Below are 18,396 nucleotides of genomic sequence, written 5' to 3' on the forward strand. Positions count from 1 at the left end.
ATTATTCTTTTTCTGCCCCTAATACAATCCCTTTAACAAAATACTTTTGCAGAAATGGATACACAATTAACATCGGCAATGCTGTTATAAAAATTTGCGCAGCCTCGACCGTACGCTGGGACATATTTCGCAATGTTTCCGGATCTGCAATATTACTCAGATCTTTCTTTACAACAATCGATTGCAAAAATGTTTGCAGGGGATAATTTGCTTCATTTGTCATATAAATCATTCCATCAAACCACTGGTTCCAATGGAACACCATTGTGAACAAGGTAACTGTTGCAATAGCTGGTACAGCAATCGGCAGATAAATTTTTAAAAAAATCGTGAAATGTCCTGCGCCATCTAAAAATGCCGATTCTTCCAATGCTTTTGGAACAGAAGTGCGGAAGAAATTTACTAGTAATATTAAGTTAAATGCATTAATTGCTGTTGGTAAAACGAGCGCCCATATCGTATCGGTCAGCCCCAAGTTCGTCACAAGAATATAGGTTGGAACTAACCCGCCATTAAATAGCATCGTGAACACAAAAAACCACATATATATTTTTCTGCCTTTGAATTCATGATCATCTTTGGCTAATGCATATGCAGCACAAAGCAAGACACCCATGGAGATTGCTGTGCCTAAAACAACACGAACCACCGATAACCCAAATGACCTCAAAAAGTTACTATTCCCGATTGTTTTTTCATAGGCATCCAAAGTAAAGTCAACAGGCCATAATGTAACAAGGTTTCCAGAAGCAGCTGCACTGCCACTTAAAGAAACTGCAAAAATATGAATAAGCGGCAACATACATAGCAATGCAAAGATTGATAGAAACGTATAATTGAATACCGTAAAAATCTTGTACCCTTTTGTTTTGTATTGCATCGTTCACCCTCCTAGAAAATCCTGTAATTTGCATACTTATAAGCTAACCGATAACCAATAACAATTAAGATCAAGCTAATGAAGGATTTAAATAACCCTACTGCCGCACCATAACTGAAATTCCCATCAATTAAACCAACTCGATAAACATAAGTATCAATAATGTCACCAGTTTCATATACAAGCGGATTATAAAGGTTAAAAATTTGGTCAAATCCTGCATTAAGGATATTTCCCAGTGATATTGTCCCAACGACAATTATAATTGGCAGCATTGCAGGTAAAGTGACATAAAGTGTTTGTTTCCATCGATTCGCCCCATCAATTGCAGCTGCTTCATAGAGATTCGGATTAACAGCTGTTATCGCTGCCAAAAATACGATGGTATTGAATCCAGTCTCCTTCCAAATATCTGTCATAATAATAGTTGAGCGAAACCATTCATTACTTCCAAGAAAAAAGATTGGGTTTATACCAAATAACCCCAGCACATTATTAATAAGTCCACCATCTGGTGACAAAATATCAATCAAAATACCGCCCAAAATAACCCAAGAAAGGAAATATGGCAGATAGATAACCGTTTGAATTGTGCGTTTAAATTTCATTCGATAGATTTCATTCAGCAGTAATGCGATCGTAATCGGAACAATGATTCCTGTAATTAATTTCATTACAGAAATAATTAATGTATTCCAAATAACTTGTCTCGCATAATCAAACTCAAACATTGCTCTAAAATGTTCGAACCCGACCCACTCGGAACCAAAAAATCCAAGCCATGGCTTAAAATCCTGGAATGCCATGACAATACCTGCCATGGGTCCATATTGAAAAACAAGCGCTAAAATTACTCCAGGTATTAATAATACATGCAATGGCCAGTTGTTCCGGAAGGCCCATTTTTGTTTCCTCTTTTTATTTTTCTGTTTTTCTGGAGCCAGCTTTAATTTTGCTTTCATATGACTTTCTTTAATTGCTGTGTCCTTAACCTCCATACTAACTCCTCCTCTACTAGACTGTTACTAGTTGTATAAAGGAAGGTTCGAACTATAATCTACATCCATTAGAAAGGTTTGGTGCGTATACGCATTTTTTAAAACTGAGGAAGGGAAAAAGAAAACGCACACTTCCTAAGCAAAGCTTTTGCAACGTTCACTTTCAATCTTTAAGCAATCGGTTAATGTTCCAACCTCATCATACGTCCGTCCGCACCTTTTATTTTCTCGAGATTATCAATCAGTGACGTTTTTATATAGTTCGCACCTAAAATTTATCTGCAATTTTATTGAACGGAATTGTACCATTCATTTACTTCTGTCGTAACTTGTTCTCCGCCAGTACTTTTCCATCTTTCAACAAAGTCATCGAAAGCATCTATCGATTCGTTGCCGTAAACAATATTTGCGAATATTTCTAGTTCCATTCGTTCCAGATTCTCCCAGCTCTTAATCATTGTTTCTGTTGGAGGACCAGTAAACAAATTTTCAACACGTATATCATTTTGCTGGTTTACAAGTGCAGCTGCTTCTACATATTCAGGTTCTCTTCCAGCCAGACTAGCTTCATATGCACTTTCTGGAGCTCTTTCTGTCTCATGAAATTCTTCTAAAATACCGTACATTTGATATGGTATAGCAGGAACATTGGTTGGTAAGAAATAGCGCCCGGGGTCAACCTTTTGCTCACCCGTGATTTCTTCTATACCTGCAGCATCATAAACAGGATCACCATCTTGCATCACATAATCATAGCCTTCAAATAAACCATTTTCGAAATAATCTGATTCACCAAATGTATATCCATATATTGCGTCCAGATATTCGAAGTATTTATCCATATGCTCAAACTCAGTGCTGAATAAGAAAGATCCTGTCATCAATCGTTCACCTTTTCGCCCTGCCTCACCATCTATTCCTTCTGGAAGAGCATATGGTTTTACAACCGCATCTGGATTATTCGAGAATAAATCACCAATTGGATAGTCGAAAGCCCATGGGGGTGCAATAATAATCCCGGATTTTCCAGCGATAAAGCTTTGCTGTGCCTGGTCTTCAGGTTCAATAGCAATTTCTTTTGATAGGTATCCTTTTTCAAACCATTCATTTAGTTTTGCTAAAGCATCTTTCATATTTGGCTGGATAGAACCATATTGAATGGAACCATCTTCTGCTTCACTCCACAAACCTGGCATAAAATTACCATATGATCCGAAAATAAAAGATGTATCCCCTACATTAGTACGTCCAAAACCAACGTCACCAGCTGATAGGGTAATTCCAATAGTATCGTCTGCTCCATTTCCATCCGGATCCTCATGAACGAAAATTTCCATGACTTCTTCCAGTTCTTCAATTGTTTTTGGAGCTTCTAAGTTAAATTCATCTAGCCAATCCTGACGTACATACATCACTGTATCGGATCCGTTCCCTCCCGAAAGACGAGGTATTCCATATCGTACACCATCTACCGTTGCCTGATAGAATGCTTCTGGAAATTGCTCAAATAACTCTTTCAGTCTAGGGGAAGCATGTTCTTCAATCGCATCATCAATTGACATCACTCTTCCAGATTCAATTAAATCCGAAATCATTTGTGCATCTGTTACCTGGAAAACATCCGGTAATGGTTCGTTCGCAGACATTGCTAAACGCAACTGCTGATTATATTGCTCATCATTTGGCCGTGTCCATAAAGTGTTAAACTTTATGCCAAGCTCATCTTCAGCCCATTGAGTAACAACATTATTGTTGACATCCTCCCCGTCTTTAAAAACGGTCCCATCATCAAGCGTACGAACTGTCGTAATAATAGGATTTCCATCTTCGGTTTCTGTTTCTTGTTTTTGCATACATCCTGCGATAAGTAACATTGAAATTATCGTAATTCCAATTAAAGCAAATGACTTTTTAAACATCTGGTTTCCTCCCTTTAATAAATAGTTCGATGTTCTCTATAACTAAAACCAACCTACTAACCTGCAGCTTCTTCCATCCCCCCTTTCCAATACTTTTTTCCTTTCATATTTCTTCTGGGTCAAAAATGCTGTCGCTAATTTCCAATTTTGCTCGACAGCCTCACAAATAAAAGCGTTTACATAATTGTGATTACTTTAGGCGAAGATTCTCCATTTCGTTAGCTATCAAATTAAATGGAAGCCTGATCACAAAGCACCAAGTATATGAAAATAGTTTCAATATTTAAGTACTGCTGAAGTCTATCATTTAGATTTGTTACAATATTCTTTCACCTTTCAAAGGGATTTTAACATAAAATTTCAACTTAGTCTATCGAATGGACGAACAAAGTGTTAAAATAATATAGAGGTGATGATGATGATAGAAAGAAAAGGCATATTAGGTATCATATATCTTACAATGGAGTGGATAACCAGGATTGCCTACTTGAATATTCTATGGGTATTATTTACTGTTCTTGGTTTGATTGTTACTGGATTTGCACCTGCAACAACTTCTATGTTTACACTTACACGAAAGTGGTTGAAGGGAAATACGGATGATAAAATACTACCTATTTTTTGGAACACGTATAAAAGAGAATTTGTAAAATCGAATCTACTTATTTGGCCATTACTTATAGCTGGTTACATATTGTATATTGACTATCAGTATATAATGTTAGTAGATGGTCAGCTGTTTTTTGTTTTATTAGTAGTGTTTGTTAATATTCTCATTTTATATTTAATTACTATACTTTATATTTTTCCAACCTATGTTCATTTTAAGTTCAAGAATATATTCCAATACTACAAAAATGCATTTATACTTGGTTTTTCTTCTCCATTCATTACTTTTTCTATGCTAATATCTCTTTTTATTATTGGTCTGGTCATGGAGAAAATCCCTGGGCTTATTCCTTTTTTCTTAGTAGCAAGTTCTAGTTTAGTACTTACGTGGTACGCAAACCTTTCCTTTATTAAAGCAGAAAAAAGGGTCAATTAATCTAAATGGCCACCCTATCTCAGGACATACGTCTTTCTAAATCTGCATGTGTCCATACACCAATGACCAGCGATTGGGTGGCTCCATTCTAATTCAGCCTTCTATTTTTTCTAAGTTCATACACGATACTCCTAATAAATTTTTCTGTTTTTATCATCGGAAATCCCAGATTTGCGATAAAAATACGTATTGATTTGATCTCTCCATTCTTTGGCATTTTCCAGCTGCATGTGGAACCGTTCTTTAACATTCTCGAAAATAACCTTATCAATAAGTCCGTCTAAATCATTCCACTTTTGAATAAACTCTTTTAGCTCTTCTACTCCTTCAAAATGCGTATTATAAATATGCTGTATTACAGTTTCACCAGAATGGAGCACATATGTGTATGGTACATGATGGAAAAACAGTAATAACTCATCTGGACATGTTTCTAATGAATTAAAAGTTTCAGCATTTTGGGGAAAATATTGAGACGTATAGCCAGTACCGGTTTCAACAGTGCGATCCACGCCAATCCCGTGACAATCTGCAAAATGATAAGTTCCCCACTTCGAATATTCATAACCATCAACATTTGGACCATAGTGATGACCAGGATTTACCATCCAGCCCACACCAAGAGGTGCCGTATAATTTTCATAGGTTTTCCAGGAGTTGAGCAGGATATAGGTGATATTTTCGACAACTTGATCATTCTGTCCAAAGGTCAAATATATCCACTCTTTCGTAATTTCCTCTGTCGTCAAATCAGGGTTCCAAGTTAAACGACCATAACCATATAAATTCGCCTGTGCCAATGTATGACCTGTCCAATTGATATCATTTCCAATATTTGATACTGCTGCAATTCCGCTATAATTATTCTTGAATACGCTGCCATTAACAATATCTTTAATTTTAGTTCCCTGCCCTTTGGCATACGTGTCAAATTCGAGTATTTCCTTCCATTGTGGAACCAGATAACATACGTCTTTTTGCTGACCAGTATATTCCTGAGTAACCTGCAGCTCTATGAATTGATTTGTTTTTTCTAAAGCACCCAATAATGGCGAGATACCTTCTCTCACCTGAAAATCCATTGGTCCATTTTTAATCTGCAATATAACATTGTCAAGAAACTCTCCATCAATTGGTGTGAAATGATCATAAGCTGCTCGTGCACGATCCGTTTCCTTATCCCGCCAATCCTGCAAATTATTATAAACAAAGCAGCGCCAGATGACGATACCATTAAATGGCTTTAATGCTTCTGCGAGGACATTTGCACCATCTGCATGATTCCTGCCGTATGAAAATGGGCCAGGGCGATTTTCAGAATCTGCTTTTACCACAAACCCACCAAAGTCAGGGATATATTTATAGATTTCCGCTACCTTCTGTTTCCACCAATTCTGCACATTTTCATCTAATGGATCGGCTGTCTCTAAACTCCCCAATACAATCGGGCTTGCATAATTGATGCTTAGATATATGGTAATTCCGTAAGCTCTAAAGACTTCTGCGATATTTTTCACCTTGGGAAGGTACTTTTCAGTAATGATATTTGTTTCCTCGTCCCATACATTTACGTTATTAATAGAAATGGCATTCATCCCAATGGAAGATAATAACCTTGCGTAATCTTTCACACGTTCTAAATTATCGGTAATATTATCGTTAACATAAAATATTGAGTTTCCTGCATACCCGCGTTCAATGGAACCATCAATATTATCCCACTGATTTATCATCCGAAATTGATTTTTAGGCGCGTCCTTTATATGAAGATCTTCCAGCGATGCTTTGGTTTGTATTAAACGTAATAAATGATAAGTAGCATATAAAATTCCTTTATCGGTTTTTCCAATCAATAAAATTTGCTGTTTCTCATTGTTATTTACTGTTTTTATTACATATCCTTCCTCGTTCACATCTTCAAGCAAATCGGAAGAAAGTCCGTATTCTTCTAAATGAATATGCCTGTACGTTCCGAGAATAATAGAAGTTCGATCCAACGTTTCTTCATTAATGTCTGGAGTCTTCTCAAGCATTGATTCTGCTGCCCAGATAATTTCATTAACCGCTGATTTTGTAATTTTAGTATCGGTCGCAACACCAATTGCAGTAAACCATTTCAGATATAATTTACGGTCAATGTCTTCAATCTTGTCATATTGCAGCCATGCACGATAACTTTTTAGAGTTCGTTCGTTTTTGATTGTTTGTTCCAACATTTACTTTTCTCCCCCTTTTGTTTAATCGAACATCATAGTTCACTAAAGTTTCTACCTACTACGAATATTGCGCATATTCATTGCGTCAAATTACCTTTCATAACTTACTCCTTTCGCTAGCTCACTGCCGTTAATTTTTCTTCTTGTCTTACTTATACTGCCTATTTTGAGTTGGTTTATTTTAGGGTGGGGATAACTGATTTTATCCAGCTATTAGCCATTAGCATATTACCGACAGAATTCATGTGTACACCATCTATCGTTAATGGATATCCACTATTTGTCATTACATAATCAATGAAATCCTGATGGGTCGGAATGAGAATAGCTCGATGTTTATCTGCTAAACGTCGAACAATCTCAACATAGATTTTTAACTTTTCATTTCCTGCCGAATTTAATTCTTCTTCTATTAGTGTTGGCTCCATTAATACAAGGGTGGCATTGGTTTCTTCCCGAGCCTGCATCAATAATTCATTATAGATGCTTGCAAATTCTTCTGGATAGATTTGCTTTAAACCCGGATTGTCTAATTGACGCCATACGTCATTCACACCAATTGATATCGAAAGAATTTCTGGATTACATTTAAGAACATCTTTATCCCATCGTTCTTCTAAATCTATCACCCTGTTTCCACTTATACCCTTATTAAAAACCTCAAAAGAATTAGGATAAATTGCTTGCAAATAATCATGTATGATTCGAACATAACCAGTTCCGAGCTTCGCTTTATCCTCATGAAGTCCTGATTCTGTAATACTGTCTCCGATGAATAAAATGCGTTTTTTATTCACACGTAACACTCCTTATTATGCGATGAACTGAATGTACCATTGTAATAAAGCACAATTCATCCGATTTCCTCATTTTTTAGAAACGAAACCAGGAAAAAGTATTTACATTTAATAAAACACAGCAATGTTTGATACACAAAATAACAACCCGAAATATACTTCGCACCTCAAGAGGCTACTGGTTAGGCTCGTTGCGCTGGTTGCTGTTGCCTCTCGAGAAGAATCGCAATGCTAAGTACTCTGCCTATTGAAAGTTAAACTTGATTTATGTCCACTTTGTATTTTAATTAGTTACGATAGTTCATTAACTTCTTGTTTAATTCTCTCGTTTTACCATAAATCTCTTTATAAATCTCAAACAAGCCTTTATATTTTCCAACATTTTCTTGAATCGGTTGATAAACCATATCTTCTTTCAAGAACTCAGCGGCACAATCTTTTAAAGAATCAAACCACCCACAGCCGTATGCAGCAAGCATCGCAGCCCCCATCCCTGGTCCTTGTTCGCTTTGCAGCTTGACGATGCGCGCATTAAAAATGTCTGCTTGCATCTGTAACCAAGATTCATTTTTGGCTCCTCCTCCAATTGAAATGACTGTATCTATGGTTTTTCCATTCCTACGGAAAATTTCGATCGATTCATTTAAAGAGAATGTGATACCTTCTAATACTGCCCGGGTAAAATGCTTTCTTTCATGAGATGCATCTATACCAATGAAACTACCACGTATATTAGCATCCACATGGGGGGTTCTTTCTCCTACAATATATGGCGTGAAGATTAGACCATTTGAGCCAACCGGCACTGTATCAACATCCTTCAATAACAATTCAAAACTAATATCTTTGGCAAAGTTATCTTTAAACCAGGACAAGCTATAGCCTGCTGCAAGCGTCACACCCATTGTGTAATACACATCCGGTGCGGCATGATTAAAATAGTGAACTTTTCCATCAAAGTCTTTGTCACTATTTGCTTCATACGATAATACAACACCAGATGTTCCCGTACTTGCTAATGTTTTACCATCCTCTAAAATCCCAGAACCAATTGCACCACATGCATTGTCTGCTCCCCCTGCAAATACTCTTGTTCTCGCGCTTAATCCTGTCGCTTCTATGATTGCTTCTGTGAAACCTCCTACATTATCATGGGAGTCAATAAGCGGTGGACAGATCTCCAGGTCAATTCCTAAATAATTACAGATTTCTTTGCTCCAACTTTTTTCTGCCATATCTAAAAGCAATGTCCCGGCAGCATCGGAATAGTCCATATGCAGCTGCCCAGTTAACTTATAACGAACATAATCCTTTGGCAGCACAAATGTCTTTACTTTTTCAAAAATGTCTGGCTCATGGTTTTTCACCCATAGAATCTTTGGCAATGTGAAGCCTTCGAGCGCAGGATTTTTTGTGATTTCCAACAGGCGATCTTTACCCACTTTTTCATATATTTCTTCACATTCCTTGGTTGTACGGGTATCATTCCACAGAATCGCATTTCGTAATACTTCGTTATTTTCATCGAGCAATACTAAACCATGCATTTGACCAGAAAAACTGATACCTTCAATATCTTCTGGACTTCCTTTAAAACCTGTCAATAATTCGGATAATCCACTAACCGTTTGTTCTACCCATTGATTTGGATCTTGTTCACTATAACCGACCTTTTCCTGGATGAGTGGATAAGACCTGGAAACTTCCTTAGCTACTTTTCCATGCTGATTGACCAATAGGATTTTAACAGCACTTGTCCCTAAGTCTACCCCGATTATATATTTCATGCTAAACATCTCCTGCATCTAAATATGTTATTAGAGACGAAGGCGTTCTTCCATCATCTTCGTCCCTCCTAATTTATTTATAACGAATTAGTAATATATTATTCCCCAGCAACTGTTGTTAATAGGTATTGGTTAATCGTAGCTTTGATTCTTTCTAGTTTGCCAGATTCATTCTTTATCTCTGTTAATCCTAACGCATATTCTTCTAGTTTCTGAAGAGTGGTGTTTCCTTCTGCAATATCTCGTCCGATACCTTCCTGATAGGAGTGATAGCGTTCTGCAATGATATTTTCTAATACATTATCTTCGAGTAAACGATGGGCCACTTTTAACCCAACCGCAAAGCTGTCCATTCCTGCTATATGCGCGTGGAATAAATCATCCGGGGTAAATGAACCGCGGCGCACTTTCGCATCAAAGTTCAAGCCGCCCCTGCCTAATCCACCATTTTTCAAAATCTCGTACATGGCTAGTACGGTCATGTTCAGATCGGTCGGAAATTCATCCGTATCCCAGCCAAGCAACGGATGGCCTTGGTTTGCGTCCACCGACCCTAACATTTGATGAATCCGCGCATAATGCAGTTCATGCTCAAACGTATGACCTGCTAATGTGGCATGGTTTGCTTCAATATTAAACTTGAATACATCTTGCAATCCATAGTGCTGTAAAAAGGCGAAGCCGCTCGCTACATCAAAATCATATTGATGGGACGTTGGTTCTTTTGGCTTTGGCTCGATCAGAAATTGTGCATCAAAGCCAATCTCCTTCGCATAATCGTTTGCCATATGGAAAAGTCGTCCCAAGTTATCCATTTCCAATTTCATATCCGTGTTGAGAAGTGTTTCATAGCCTTCACGCCCACCCCAAAACACGTAGTTTTCTGCACCAAGCTCTTTCCCTACTTCCAATCCTTTTTTCACTTTAGCTGCTGCATAGGCAAAAACATCAGCATTGCTCGCTGATCCGGCTCCATGAACAAAACGCGGATGGCTGAAGTTATTGACTGTATTCCACAGTAACTTCGTTTTACTATCTTTCATATAGTCTTTTATCATGGCGACAATCGTATCTAGATTCTCATTTGATTCCTTTAATGTATCCCCTTCTGGCGCGATGTCCACATCATGGAAACAGAAAAATGGCACATTCAGTTTTTCAAAGAATTCAAATGCGGCTTCCACACGTGCCTTGGCAAGATCCATTCCCGTATACTTATCCCATGGACGAATCGCTGTTCCCGTACCAAACGGATCAGATAAATCTTCCGTGAAGGTATGCCAGTATGCAACACCAAACCGCAAGATTTCTTCCATTGTTTTTTCTCCGATTTTTTCTTCCGGATTATAGAATTTGAATGCGAATGGATTTGTTGATTTTGAACCTTCATATTGAATTTTATTTACATTACTAAAATAAGACATTGTTTACATCCTCCTATATTATGGTAGTAGTTTTAAAAAGATACAATTGTAAATGCTTTCATGTTATAATTATAGCATCGTTTAATTTGTTCGTCTATCGGATGAACAAAGTTTATTTTCAAAAATTATTTAATCCTAATTACTGAGATTTTCTATGAAACTATTTAAAGTTGTAGCAGACAAATTACTCGTTTTTTTCTGTGGGATAAAAAAATTCGCTTTAACCTATATCTAGTCCTTTAAGGAGGTCATTCATTTGAACAGTAAAACAAACACTATCTATCAAATATTGGAATGGATTACAAAATTTGCTTATGTCAACCTGTTATGGATTGTTTTCACTTTTGCCGGCTGTGTTGTACTTGGTTTTTATCCAGCCACCATTGCTATGTTCGCGATGGTTCGCGACTGGTTGCGCGGCAAATCTGACCTCCCTGTTTTAAAAACGTTTTGGGTATATTACAAACGTGACTTTCTTAAGAGCAACATCTTGGGATTGTTCATCAATATTCTGTTTGTCTTTATTATTACTGATATTTACTATATCCAGGTCAGTATGAATGAAACCCTATCCTGGACACATATTCCATTATTCGCATTTATGCTTTTGGTTGCCTTGTTTTTATTTTATATTTTTCCTAGTTTTGTACACTATGATTTAAAGGTAGGAGAACTAATGAAAAATGCATTACTAATTATGATCATCAGTCCAATACATAGCTTTTTCATGTTAGTATGCATCGTTTCAACTTTTTTCATCATGCGTGCTGTTCCAGCTTTATTTTTTATTTTCGGTAGTGTTACGTACGCCTTCATTACTACGTGGCTCAGTTTACATGCTTTTCATAGGATACAAGATAAAAAAGGTTAAAAACTGTAAGACCACCTCTTCCTTCCTATTATAATAATGAGGTGGTCTCCTTTACTAGCTCCACAGTGGCAGCTCATTCCATATCTTTCCATATATGGACTACTAACCTTTAACTGCACTTGCTGTAATTCCCTCCATAATCTTATTACTGAAGAAAAGAAAAGCAACAATAATAGGCAGCACACTGATAACCAACGTAGCTCCAATTGCTCCCCAATCTGTCATGTACTGTCCAATAAAATTCTGAATTCCAACTGTAAGTGTCTTATATTTTTCAGAACTGATGAATGTATTAACAAATACAAATTCATTCCAGTTATAAATCATATTGATAATGACAGTTGTGGACATGATCGGCGCCGATATTGGCAGAATGATTCGGAAAAACAAGCGATGAATGGAACTTCCATCAATGATTGCAGCTTCTTCTATTTCACGAGGGATCGTTGTATAGAAGCCTAGTAAAATCATTACAGTAATAGGTAAATTGTATGTTATATATGTAATGACAATGGATAATGGATTATCGATTAAATTAACATTTAAAAACATGTTATATAAAGGTATTAATGCGGAATGAATCGGAATCATTAGACCCACCATTATCACTCCTAATACAAGTCCGCTATACTTCCATTTCATCCTTGTTATCGCAAATGTTGCCATACTTGCTATTAATATAGTAAGAACTGTTGCTAGTGCAGTTATCCAAATACTATTCCAAAAATAAACACCAATTCCGCCCTCAAACACTTTTAAATAATTTCCCCATTTAGGGTCTAAAGGTACCGCAAAAGGATTACCAGCGAAAATCTCTTGATTTGTCTTTAATGAGAACATAAACAGCCATATGATCGGAAAGATTTGAAATACAGCGACAAGCGCTAAACAAATATAAAGTAGTATATAACCGATTCGTCGCATGATAGAAGCCTCCTGTTAATATTGAATTTCATCTTTATTAGCTGTTATTTTACGTATAATTACTGTAACAATTAAGGTTATAATCAATAGCAAGAATCCTATTGCACTACCATAACCAAAGTTATAGCTTGAGAATGCTAGTTTATACATATAGGATGCCATTACTTCGCTTGCTCCGTTTGGTCCGCCGCCTGTCATCACATAGATTAAATCAAAGTATTTCAACGACCCAACAATTGATAAAACAATAGTCACCTTAAATACATTCATAATTAAGGGAACTTTAATCTCTAACGCAATTTGCAGTGGCGTTGCTCCATCAATTTTTGCTGCTTCGATTAACGATTCAGGAATGTTTTTTAAAGCAGCATAATAAATCAAAATGTAAAATCCAGCATATTGCCAAATGATTGGAACAAAAATCGCGTAAAGAACAATAGAGGGATCAGCTAACCATGCTGGTGGATTTTCAATGCCTAAACCTACTAAAATACTATTTAGCATCCCGTTTGAAGGATTATAAACTTTAATCCATAGCTGTGCAATTGCAACTGAAGATAGAAGCATTGGTATTAGATAGATCTTTCTTAAGAGACTAGCACCTTTAATTTTGGAAGCTAATATCAGAGCAACAGCTAAATATCCAATTAAACTACATGCAGAAAATAAAGCTAGTAAGAACGAATGTAATGTACTATCCCAAAACTTTGAATCTTGTAATGCAGTTATATAATTATCCAACCCAATAAATTCCATTGTTCCAATACCATCCCAATCCATTAACCCAAAATATCCTGAAAGAATTAACGGAATAACGATTAGAACGGCAATTAACAGGAGTGCAGGAAACGTATATAAGAAAATAATCCATTTATTGGACATAACTTTATTCATACCATTCAACCCCATAGTCTATTTAGAGTGGAAAAGGACAATCCTGTGGAAGAATTTGCCCTTTTCTATTCAATTTTGGCAGATACTAATCTTCTGCTGAAAGTGTGTCTTCATGTGTTTTAGCAAATTCCTCCGCTGTTATTTCCCCGCCAAATAACGCTTGAATCATGTCCAAGTGTACTTGGGCAGCACTTGCACTCATTTGAACATCTGCATATAATGTAATATTTGTTGCTTCATTTAAATCATTTAACACATCGACATACATTTCCGGAAGCTCTAATGAATCTGCATCAACTTTGGTTGCAGGAATTATTCCAACCTCTGTTACGGCTCTTTCCCCCCATTGCTGAACGAAATAAGAAGCAAATTCTTTAGCATCTTCTTTAACATCAGAGTTTTCTGACACAAATAATCCAACTCCTGGACCACCTACATAGCTGTTTGGATCCCCACTTCCAGCTACAGTTGGAAATTTAAAATAACCTACTGAATCTCTAAATTCTTGTGGTACATCTTCATTAGTGGTAAAATTCGGAAGGTCCCAAGTTGCGATTAAATACATTGCCGCTTGCTCTCCCATAAACATACTTTTCGCTTCTTCATCTGCAAGACCATTAAATCCTTGAACAAATGCATCTGAATCAACGAGACTTTGGATTTCTTCTGCAGCTTGTACTAAAGCAGGATCTTCAAAAGATCCTTCACGATTAATTGCTTGGGTTAAAATATCTTCCTCTCCAGCAAATCGATCAGCTAAATACATATACCACATGGATCCGGTCCATGCATCTCTATTACCAAGTGCGATTGGATTAACGCCATTCTTATTTAACGTGTCAATAATTTCATATAATTCATCCATTGTTTGTGGCTCTTCTAAACTATACTCATCAAAAATAGCTTTGTTATAAAAAATTGTAGAAATATTTAACTCCAATGGCAGTCCATAAGCTGTTTCATCTATAGAAAACGCTTCTGCAGTACCAGGTACAAAACTATCTGATAAATCGCTTTCAATAATATCATCAACTGATGCAAACATATTTCCATTCACATAAGGTTCCATGTAACCTGCCGCCCATGTCATACCAACATCAGGCAGTTCATTTGATGTAGATAATACTTTAATCTTATCTTTATATTGTTCATTGCTTAATACCTCAAGATCGATGGTGATTCCGTCATTTTCAGCTTCAAAATCTGCAATAATTTCATTTACCACTTTATAATGCTGTGCGGAGCTCCCCTCTGGCCATAAATGCATAAACTTTATCGATTTTGTATTCCCAGAGCCTGTACCTCCTGCATCCTCTCCGCCACAAGCAGCTAATAGAAGAATAGATACAACCAGGAACGCTAACATTGTAATCGCTTTCTTCATTTTCATGATTACCCCCTCCAACAATATTTTTCGCTTATGCTTGATAAGCTATTTTTATAATACCAAAAACAACATCGTTCGTCTAGTCGATGAACAAAGTTTGTGGTAGTATTAATTTATGCTATACTATTGTAAAAAATGGGAGAAAGAGCTGAAAATTAGATGAAAACAAACAAGACATGGAACCAACACGTAGTTAAAAGAGAAAACAAATTCTTAGTTTTAGAAACAATTATCCACAACTCCCCTATTTCAAGGGCAGATATTGCAACATCAACTGGACTAAATAAAGGTACTGTTTCTTCATTAGTTAATGAGCTATTGGATGAAAAGCTAATCAATGAATCCGGTCCAGGGAAGTCTAGCGGCGGCAGAAGGCCAGTAATGCTGCTTTTCAATCAGGTAGCTGGTTATTCCATTGGAGTTGACTTAGGTGTTAATTATATTTTAGGGGTATTAACAGATTTAAAAGGAAATATTTGTGCCGAGCAGCAAGTGAACTTTTCTAATCTAACCTATGAAGAAATCCTAGAGAACGTCTATACAATCATCGACTCCCTTATTGCTGCTGCACCTAGTACTCCATTCGGTATTATCGGTATTGGTGTTGGCGTACCAGGCGTGGTCAATAAAGATAAAAGGATTTTACTCGCCCCCAACCTGAACTGGAGAAACATTGACCTTAAATCAACACTCGAACAAAGATATCGTGTTCCTGTTACGATCGAAAATGAAGCAAACGCTGGAGCGTATGGCGAAAAGAACTTTGGTATTGGAAAAGAGTTTAATAACATCATTTACGTAAGTGTCGGCATCGGTATTGGAGTGGGACTAATTTTAAATGGTCAATTATACAGAGGCAATAATGGTTTCTCGGGAGAATTCGGACATATGACGATTGAAGTGGATGGATCAAAATGCAGCTGTGGCAGTGAAGGCTGCTGGGAACTATACGCATCGGAAAAATCATTATTGCTAAATGCAGAACGTTTAGGCTTAAAACATGAGGATCGCAATAATCTTACGTTAGATACTGTAATTGATCTTGCTCATAACGGTCAAATTGAGGCAATACAATTATTTGAAGTGATAGGAAAGTATCTAGGTGTAGGCATTAATAATATCATTAATATATTTAATCCAGAACAGGTGATCATTGGAAATCGCATGGCTGAAGCGGAGAAATATTTAAAGAAACCAATGACAGACTGGATTCATAATCAATCCTTATGGTTTAGCCAAAAAGATTTAAATATTAATTTTTCCAATTTATTAAAACACTCAGCAGCTTTAGGTGTCGCTGCATTTTCTGCTGAAGAATTTTTATATCGTACCATTTATGAAGATAAGGTTGTTTCAGCGCTTTAATTCACATGAAAAGGTAAAAAATAGTATAGCAACTACTGAACCGAAATTTGAGGATACCGTTTATTGTTGAGGTATCCTAACAAAGAAAAGAAAGCGCATACGGTTTTTAAATAATTAAATTAACTTTTTGAGGTGAATAATATGTCAACTATACAAAATCCAATTCTAACAGGATTTCATCCTGACCCTAGCATTTGTCGTTCGGGAGAAGATTACTATATTGCTGTATCAACATTTGAATGGTTTCCAGGTGTAGGTATTTACCATTCAAAGGATTTAAAAAATTGGCGATTGGTTGCTAGACCTCTAAATCGCCTTAGCCAATTAAATATGATGGGAAATCCAGACTCTGGTGGCATTTGGGCCCCTGCTCTCTCCTATAGTGATGGCAAGTTCTGGCTGATTTATACAGATGTTAAAGTAACAGAGGGACAATGGAAGGATAGTCATAACTATCTTGTTACTTGTGATACAATCGATGGAGAATGGTCTGAACCAATTCATATGAATAGCTCTGGATTTGATCCTTCCCTGTTCCACGATGATGACGGCAAAAAATATTTCCTAAATATGTTTTGGGATCACCGTGTTGGCAACCATAACTTTTATGGTATTGTTCTGCAAGAATATGATACAGAGCAACAGAAACTCGTAGGTAAAAAAGAAATTGTCTTTAAAGGTACCGATGTTATGTTAACGGAAGCACCGCACCTATACAAATTAAACGGTTATTACTATCTATTGACTGCTGAGGGTGGTACAAAGTATGAGCATCAAGCTACTATTGCTCGTTCCAGAAACCTTTGGGGACCATATGAAGTCCATCCAGATAATCCATTAATAACTTCCATGCCAAATCCTAGAAACCCACTGCAGAAAGCAGGTCATGCATCGATTGTACAAACTCATACAGACGAATGGTTCTTAGTGCATTTAACTGGTCGCCCATTACCTAAAGAAGGACAGCCTTTATTGGACCCGCGCGGATTCTGTCCACTTGGCCGTGAGACAGCTATACAGCGTCTCGAATGGAAAAACGAATGGCCGTATGTAGTAGGCGGAAATGAACCTTCGCTTGAGATAGAAGGACCAGCAATCGAGGAAGTAACATGGGAACAAGCAAATGAAAAAGATGATTTCGAATCCAAGACATTAGACTTAAATTTTCAAACATTACGTGTCCCATTAGGGGATGATATTGTCTCGTTGGATGATAATCCAGGACATTTACGTATTTATGGAAAAGAATCCTTAACATCTAAATTTACACAAGGATTTGTGGCAAGACGCTGGCAGCACTTTGATTTCACTGCCGAAACCAAAGTAGCATTTTATCCAAATTCATTTCAACAAGCTGCAGGGTTAGTAAACTACTACAATACCGAAAACTGGACTGCACTGCAAATTACGTGGGATGAAGAAAAAGGCAGAGTACTAGATTTATCAACATGTGATAACTTTTCTTTTGATCAACCATTAAAAGATAAGCAAATTGAAATACCCGATCATATTAAAGATGTTTACTTGCGTGTGGATGTTAACACAACTATTTATTATTATTCTTATTCATTTGACGGAAGTAACTGGAATAAAATTGATATCCCCTTCCATTCCTATAAGCTATCCGATGATTACATCCGGGGCGGCGGGTTCTTTACAGGAGCATTTGTAGGTATGCAATGCCAGGATACATCTGGAGAAAGTTTACCAGCTGATTTCGATTACTTTGTTTATAAACCGAACACGAATCGATAGGAGAATTGAGGCTGGGACAAAACCCCAGTAATTAAAAAGAGTGGTACTCGCCAATAAGTTGGTGAGTACCGCTCTTTTTATGCATACAAAAAGGACACCTTTTGATAAAATTAAAGTTACCAGACAATAATTTT

At 36.8% G+C, this 18,396-nt stretch carries 14 protein-coding genes; 4 read left to right on the forward strand and 10 right to left on the reverse strand.

Translation table 11 applies throughout. The annotated features are described in order from the left end of the window. Window position 1: 1 nt before the first annotated feature. From D1B32_RS20940 to D1B32_RS20950, 3 genes are all read right to left on the reverse strand, one after another. Window positions 2–880 carry a carbohydrate ABC transporter permease gene (locus D1B32_RS20940; protein ID WP_095311441.1) on the reverse strand — a complete coding sequence of 293 codons (879 nt, stop codon included), beginning with the start codon at window positions 878–880 and terminating at the stop codon, window positions 2–4. 11 nt (window positions 881–891) lie between these two features. Then, window positions 892–1,842 (reverse strand): ABC transporter permease, encoded by a 951-nt coding sequence (locus tag D1B32_RS20945; RefSeq protein WP_095311484.1) that lies wholly within the window; start codon window positions 1,840–1,842, stop codon window positions 892–894. Between the two features lie 323 nt (window positions 1,843–2,165). Beyond that, window positions 2,166–3,797, reverse strand: a complete 1,632-nt coding sequence (locus D1B32_RS20950; protein ID WP_118890357.1) for an extracellular solute-binding protein — start codon at window positions 3,795–3,797, stop codon at window positions 2,166–2,168. Window positions 3,798–4,215: 418 nt separating this feature from the next. Here D1B32_RS20950 and D1B32_RS20955 point away from each other — a divergent pair, with 418 nt between their 5' ends. Beyond that, complete coding sequence (locus tag D1B32_RS20955) at window positions 4,216–4,842, forward strand: YesL family protein (protein WP_187393186.1); 627 nt, start codon at window positions 4,216–4,218, stop codon at window positions 4,840–4,842. Window positions 4,843–4,973: 131 nt separating this feature from the next. Here D1B32_RS20955 and D1B32_RS20960 read toward each other — a convergent pair whose 3' ends face one another. The 4 genes from D1B32_RS20960 to xylA form a co-directional block, all read right to left on the reverse strand. After that, complete coding sequence (locus tag D1B32_RS20960) at window positions 4,974–7,058, reverse strand: alpha-glucuronidase family glycosyl hydrolase (protein WP_095311435.1); 2,085 nt, start codon at window positions 7,056–7,058, stop codon at window positions 4,974–4,976. Between the two features lie 176 nt (window positions 7,059–7,234). Then, window positions 7,235–7,855, reverse strand: a complete 621-nt coding sequence (locus tag D1B32_RS20965; RefSeq protein WP_095311433.1) for an SGNH/GDSL hydrolase family protein — start codon at window positions 7,853–7,855, stop codon at window positions 7,235–7,237. Window positions 7,856–8,142: 287 nt separating this feature from the next. Continuing rightward, window positions 8,143–9,642 (reverse strand): xylulokinase, encoded by a 1,500-nt coding sequence (gene xylB / locus D1B32_RS20970; protein ID WP_095311431.1) that lies wholly within the window; start codon window positions 9,640–9,642, stop codon window positions 8,143–8,145. Window positions 9,643–9,740: 98 nt separating this feature from the next. Further along, complete coding sequence (xylA, locus tag D1B32_RS20975) at window positions 9,741–11,066, reverse strand: xylose isomerase (protein WP_095311429.1); 1,326 nt, start codon at window positions 11,064–11,066, stop codon at window positions 9,741–9,743. A gap of 256 nt (window positions 11,067–11,322) precedes the next feature. On the opposite strand from xylA, the gene D1B32_RS20980 reads away from it, so the two are divergent. Next, a complete protein-coding gene (locus D1B32_RS20980) occupies window positions 11,323–11,937 on the forward strand; it encodes a YesL family protein (protein ID WP_118890358.1) in 615 nt (204 codons plus the stop codon). A 102-nt stretch (window positions 11,938–12,039) separates the two neighbouring features. Here D1B32_RS20980 and D1B32_RS20985 read toward each other — a convergent pair whose 3' ends face one another. The 3 genes from D1B32_RS20985 to D1B32_RS20995 form a co-directional block, all read right to left on the reverse strand. After that, a complete protein-coding gene (locus D1B32_RS20985; protein WP_095311426.1) occupies window positions 12,040–12,861 on the reverse strand; it encodes a carbohydrate ABC transporter permease in 822 nt (273 codons plus the stop codon). Window positions 12,862–12,876: 15 nt separating this feature from the next. Beyond that, a complete protein-coding gene (locus D1B32_RS20990; RefSeq protein ID WP_118890359.1) occupies window positions 12,877–13,755 on the reverse strand; it encodes a carbohydrate ABC transporter permease in 879 nt (292 codons plus the stop codon). An 85-nt stretch (window positions 13,756–13,840) separates the two neighbouring features. After that, a complete protein-coding gene (locus tag D1B32_RS20995) occupies window positions 13,841–15,145 on the reverse strand; it encodes an extracellular solute-binding protein (protein ID WP_095311423.1) in 1,305 nt (434 codons plus the stop codon). Window positions 15,146–15,301: 156 nt separating this feature from the next. Here D1B32_RS20995 and D1B32_RS21000 point away from each other — a divergent pair, with 156 nt between their 5' ends. Beyond that, window positions 15,302–16,507 carry an ROK family transcriptional regulator gene (locus tag D1B32_RS21000; RefSeq protein ID WP_095311421.1) on the forward strand — a complete coding sequence of 402 codons (1,206 nt, stop codon included), beginning with the start codon at window positions 15,302–15,304 and terminating at the stop codon, window positions 16,505–16,507. Window positions 16,508–16,648: 141 nt separating this feature from the next. Then, the gene (locus D1B32_RS21005) at window positions 16,649–18,262 is read left to right on the forward strand and encodes a glycoside hydrolase family 43 protein (protein WP_095311419.1); all 1,614 of its coding nucleotides are present in this window, start codon (window positions 16,649–16,651) and stop codon (window positions 18,260–18,262) included. Window positions 18,263–18,396 lie beyond the last annotated feature (134 nt).

Source organism: Oceanobacillus profundus, from assembly GCF_003515705.1.
GTDB lineage: Bacteria > Bacillota > Bacilli > Bacillales > Amphibacillaceae > Oceanobacillus > Oceanobacillus profundus.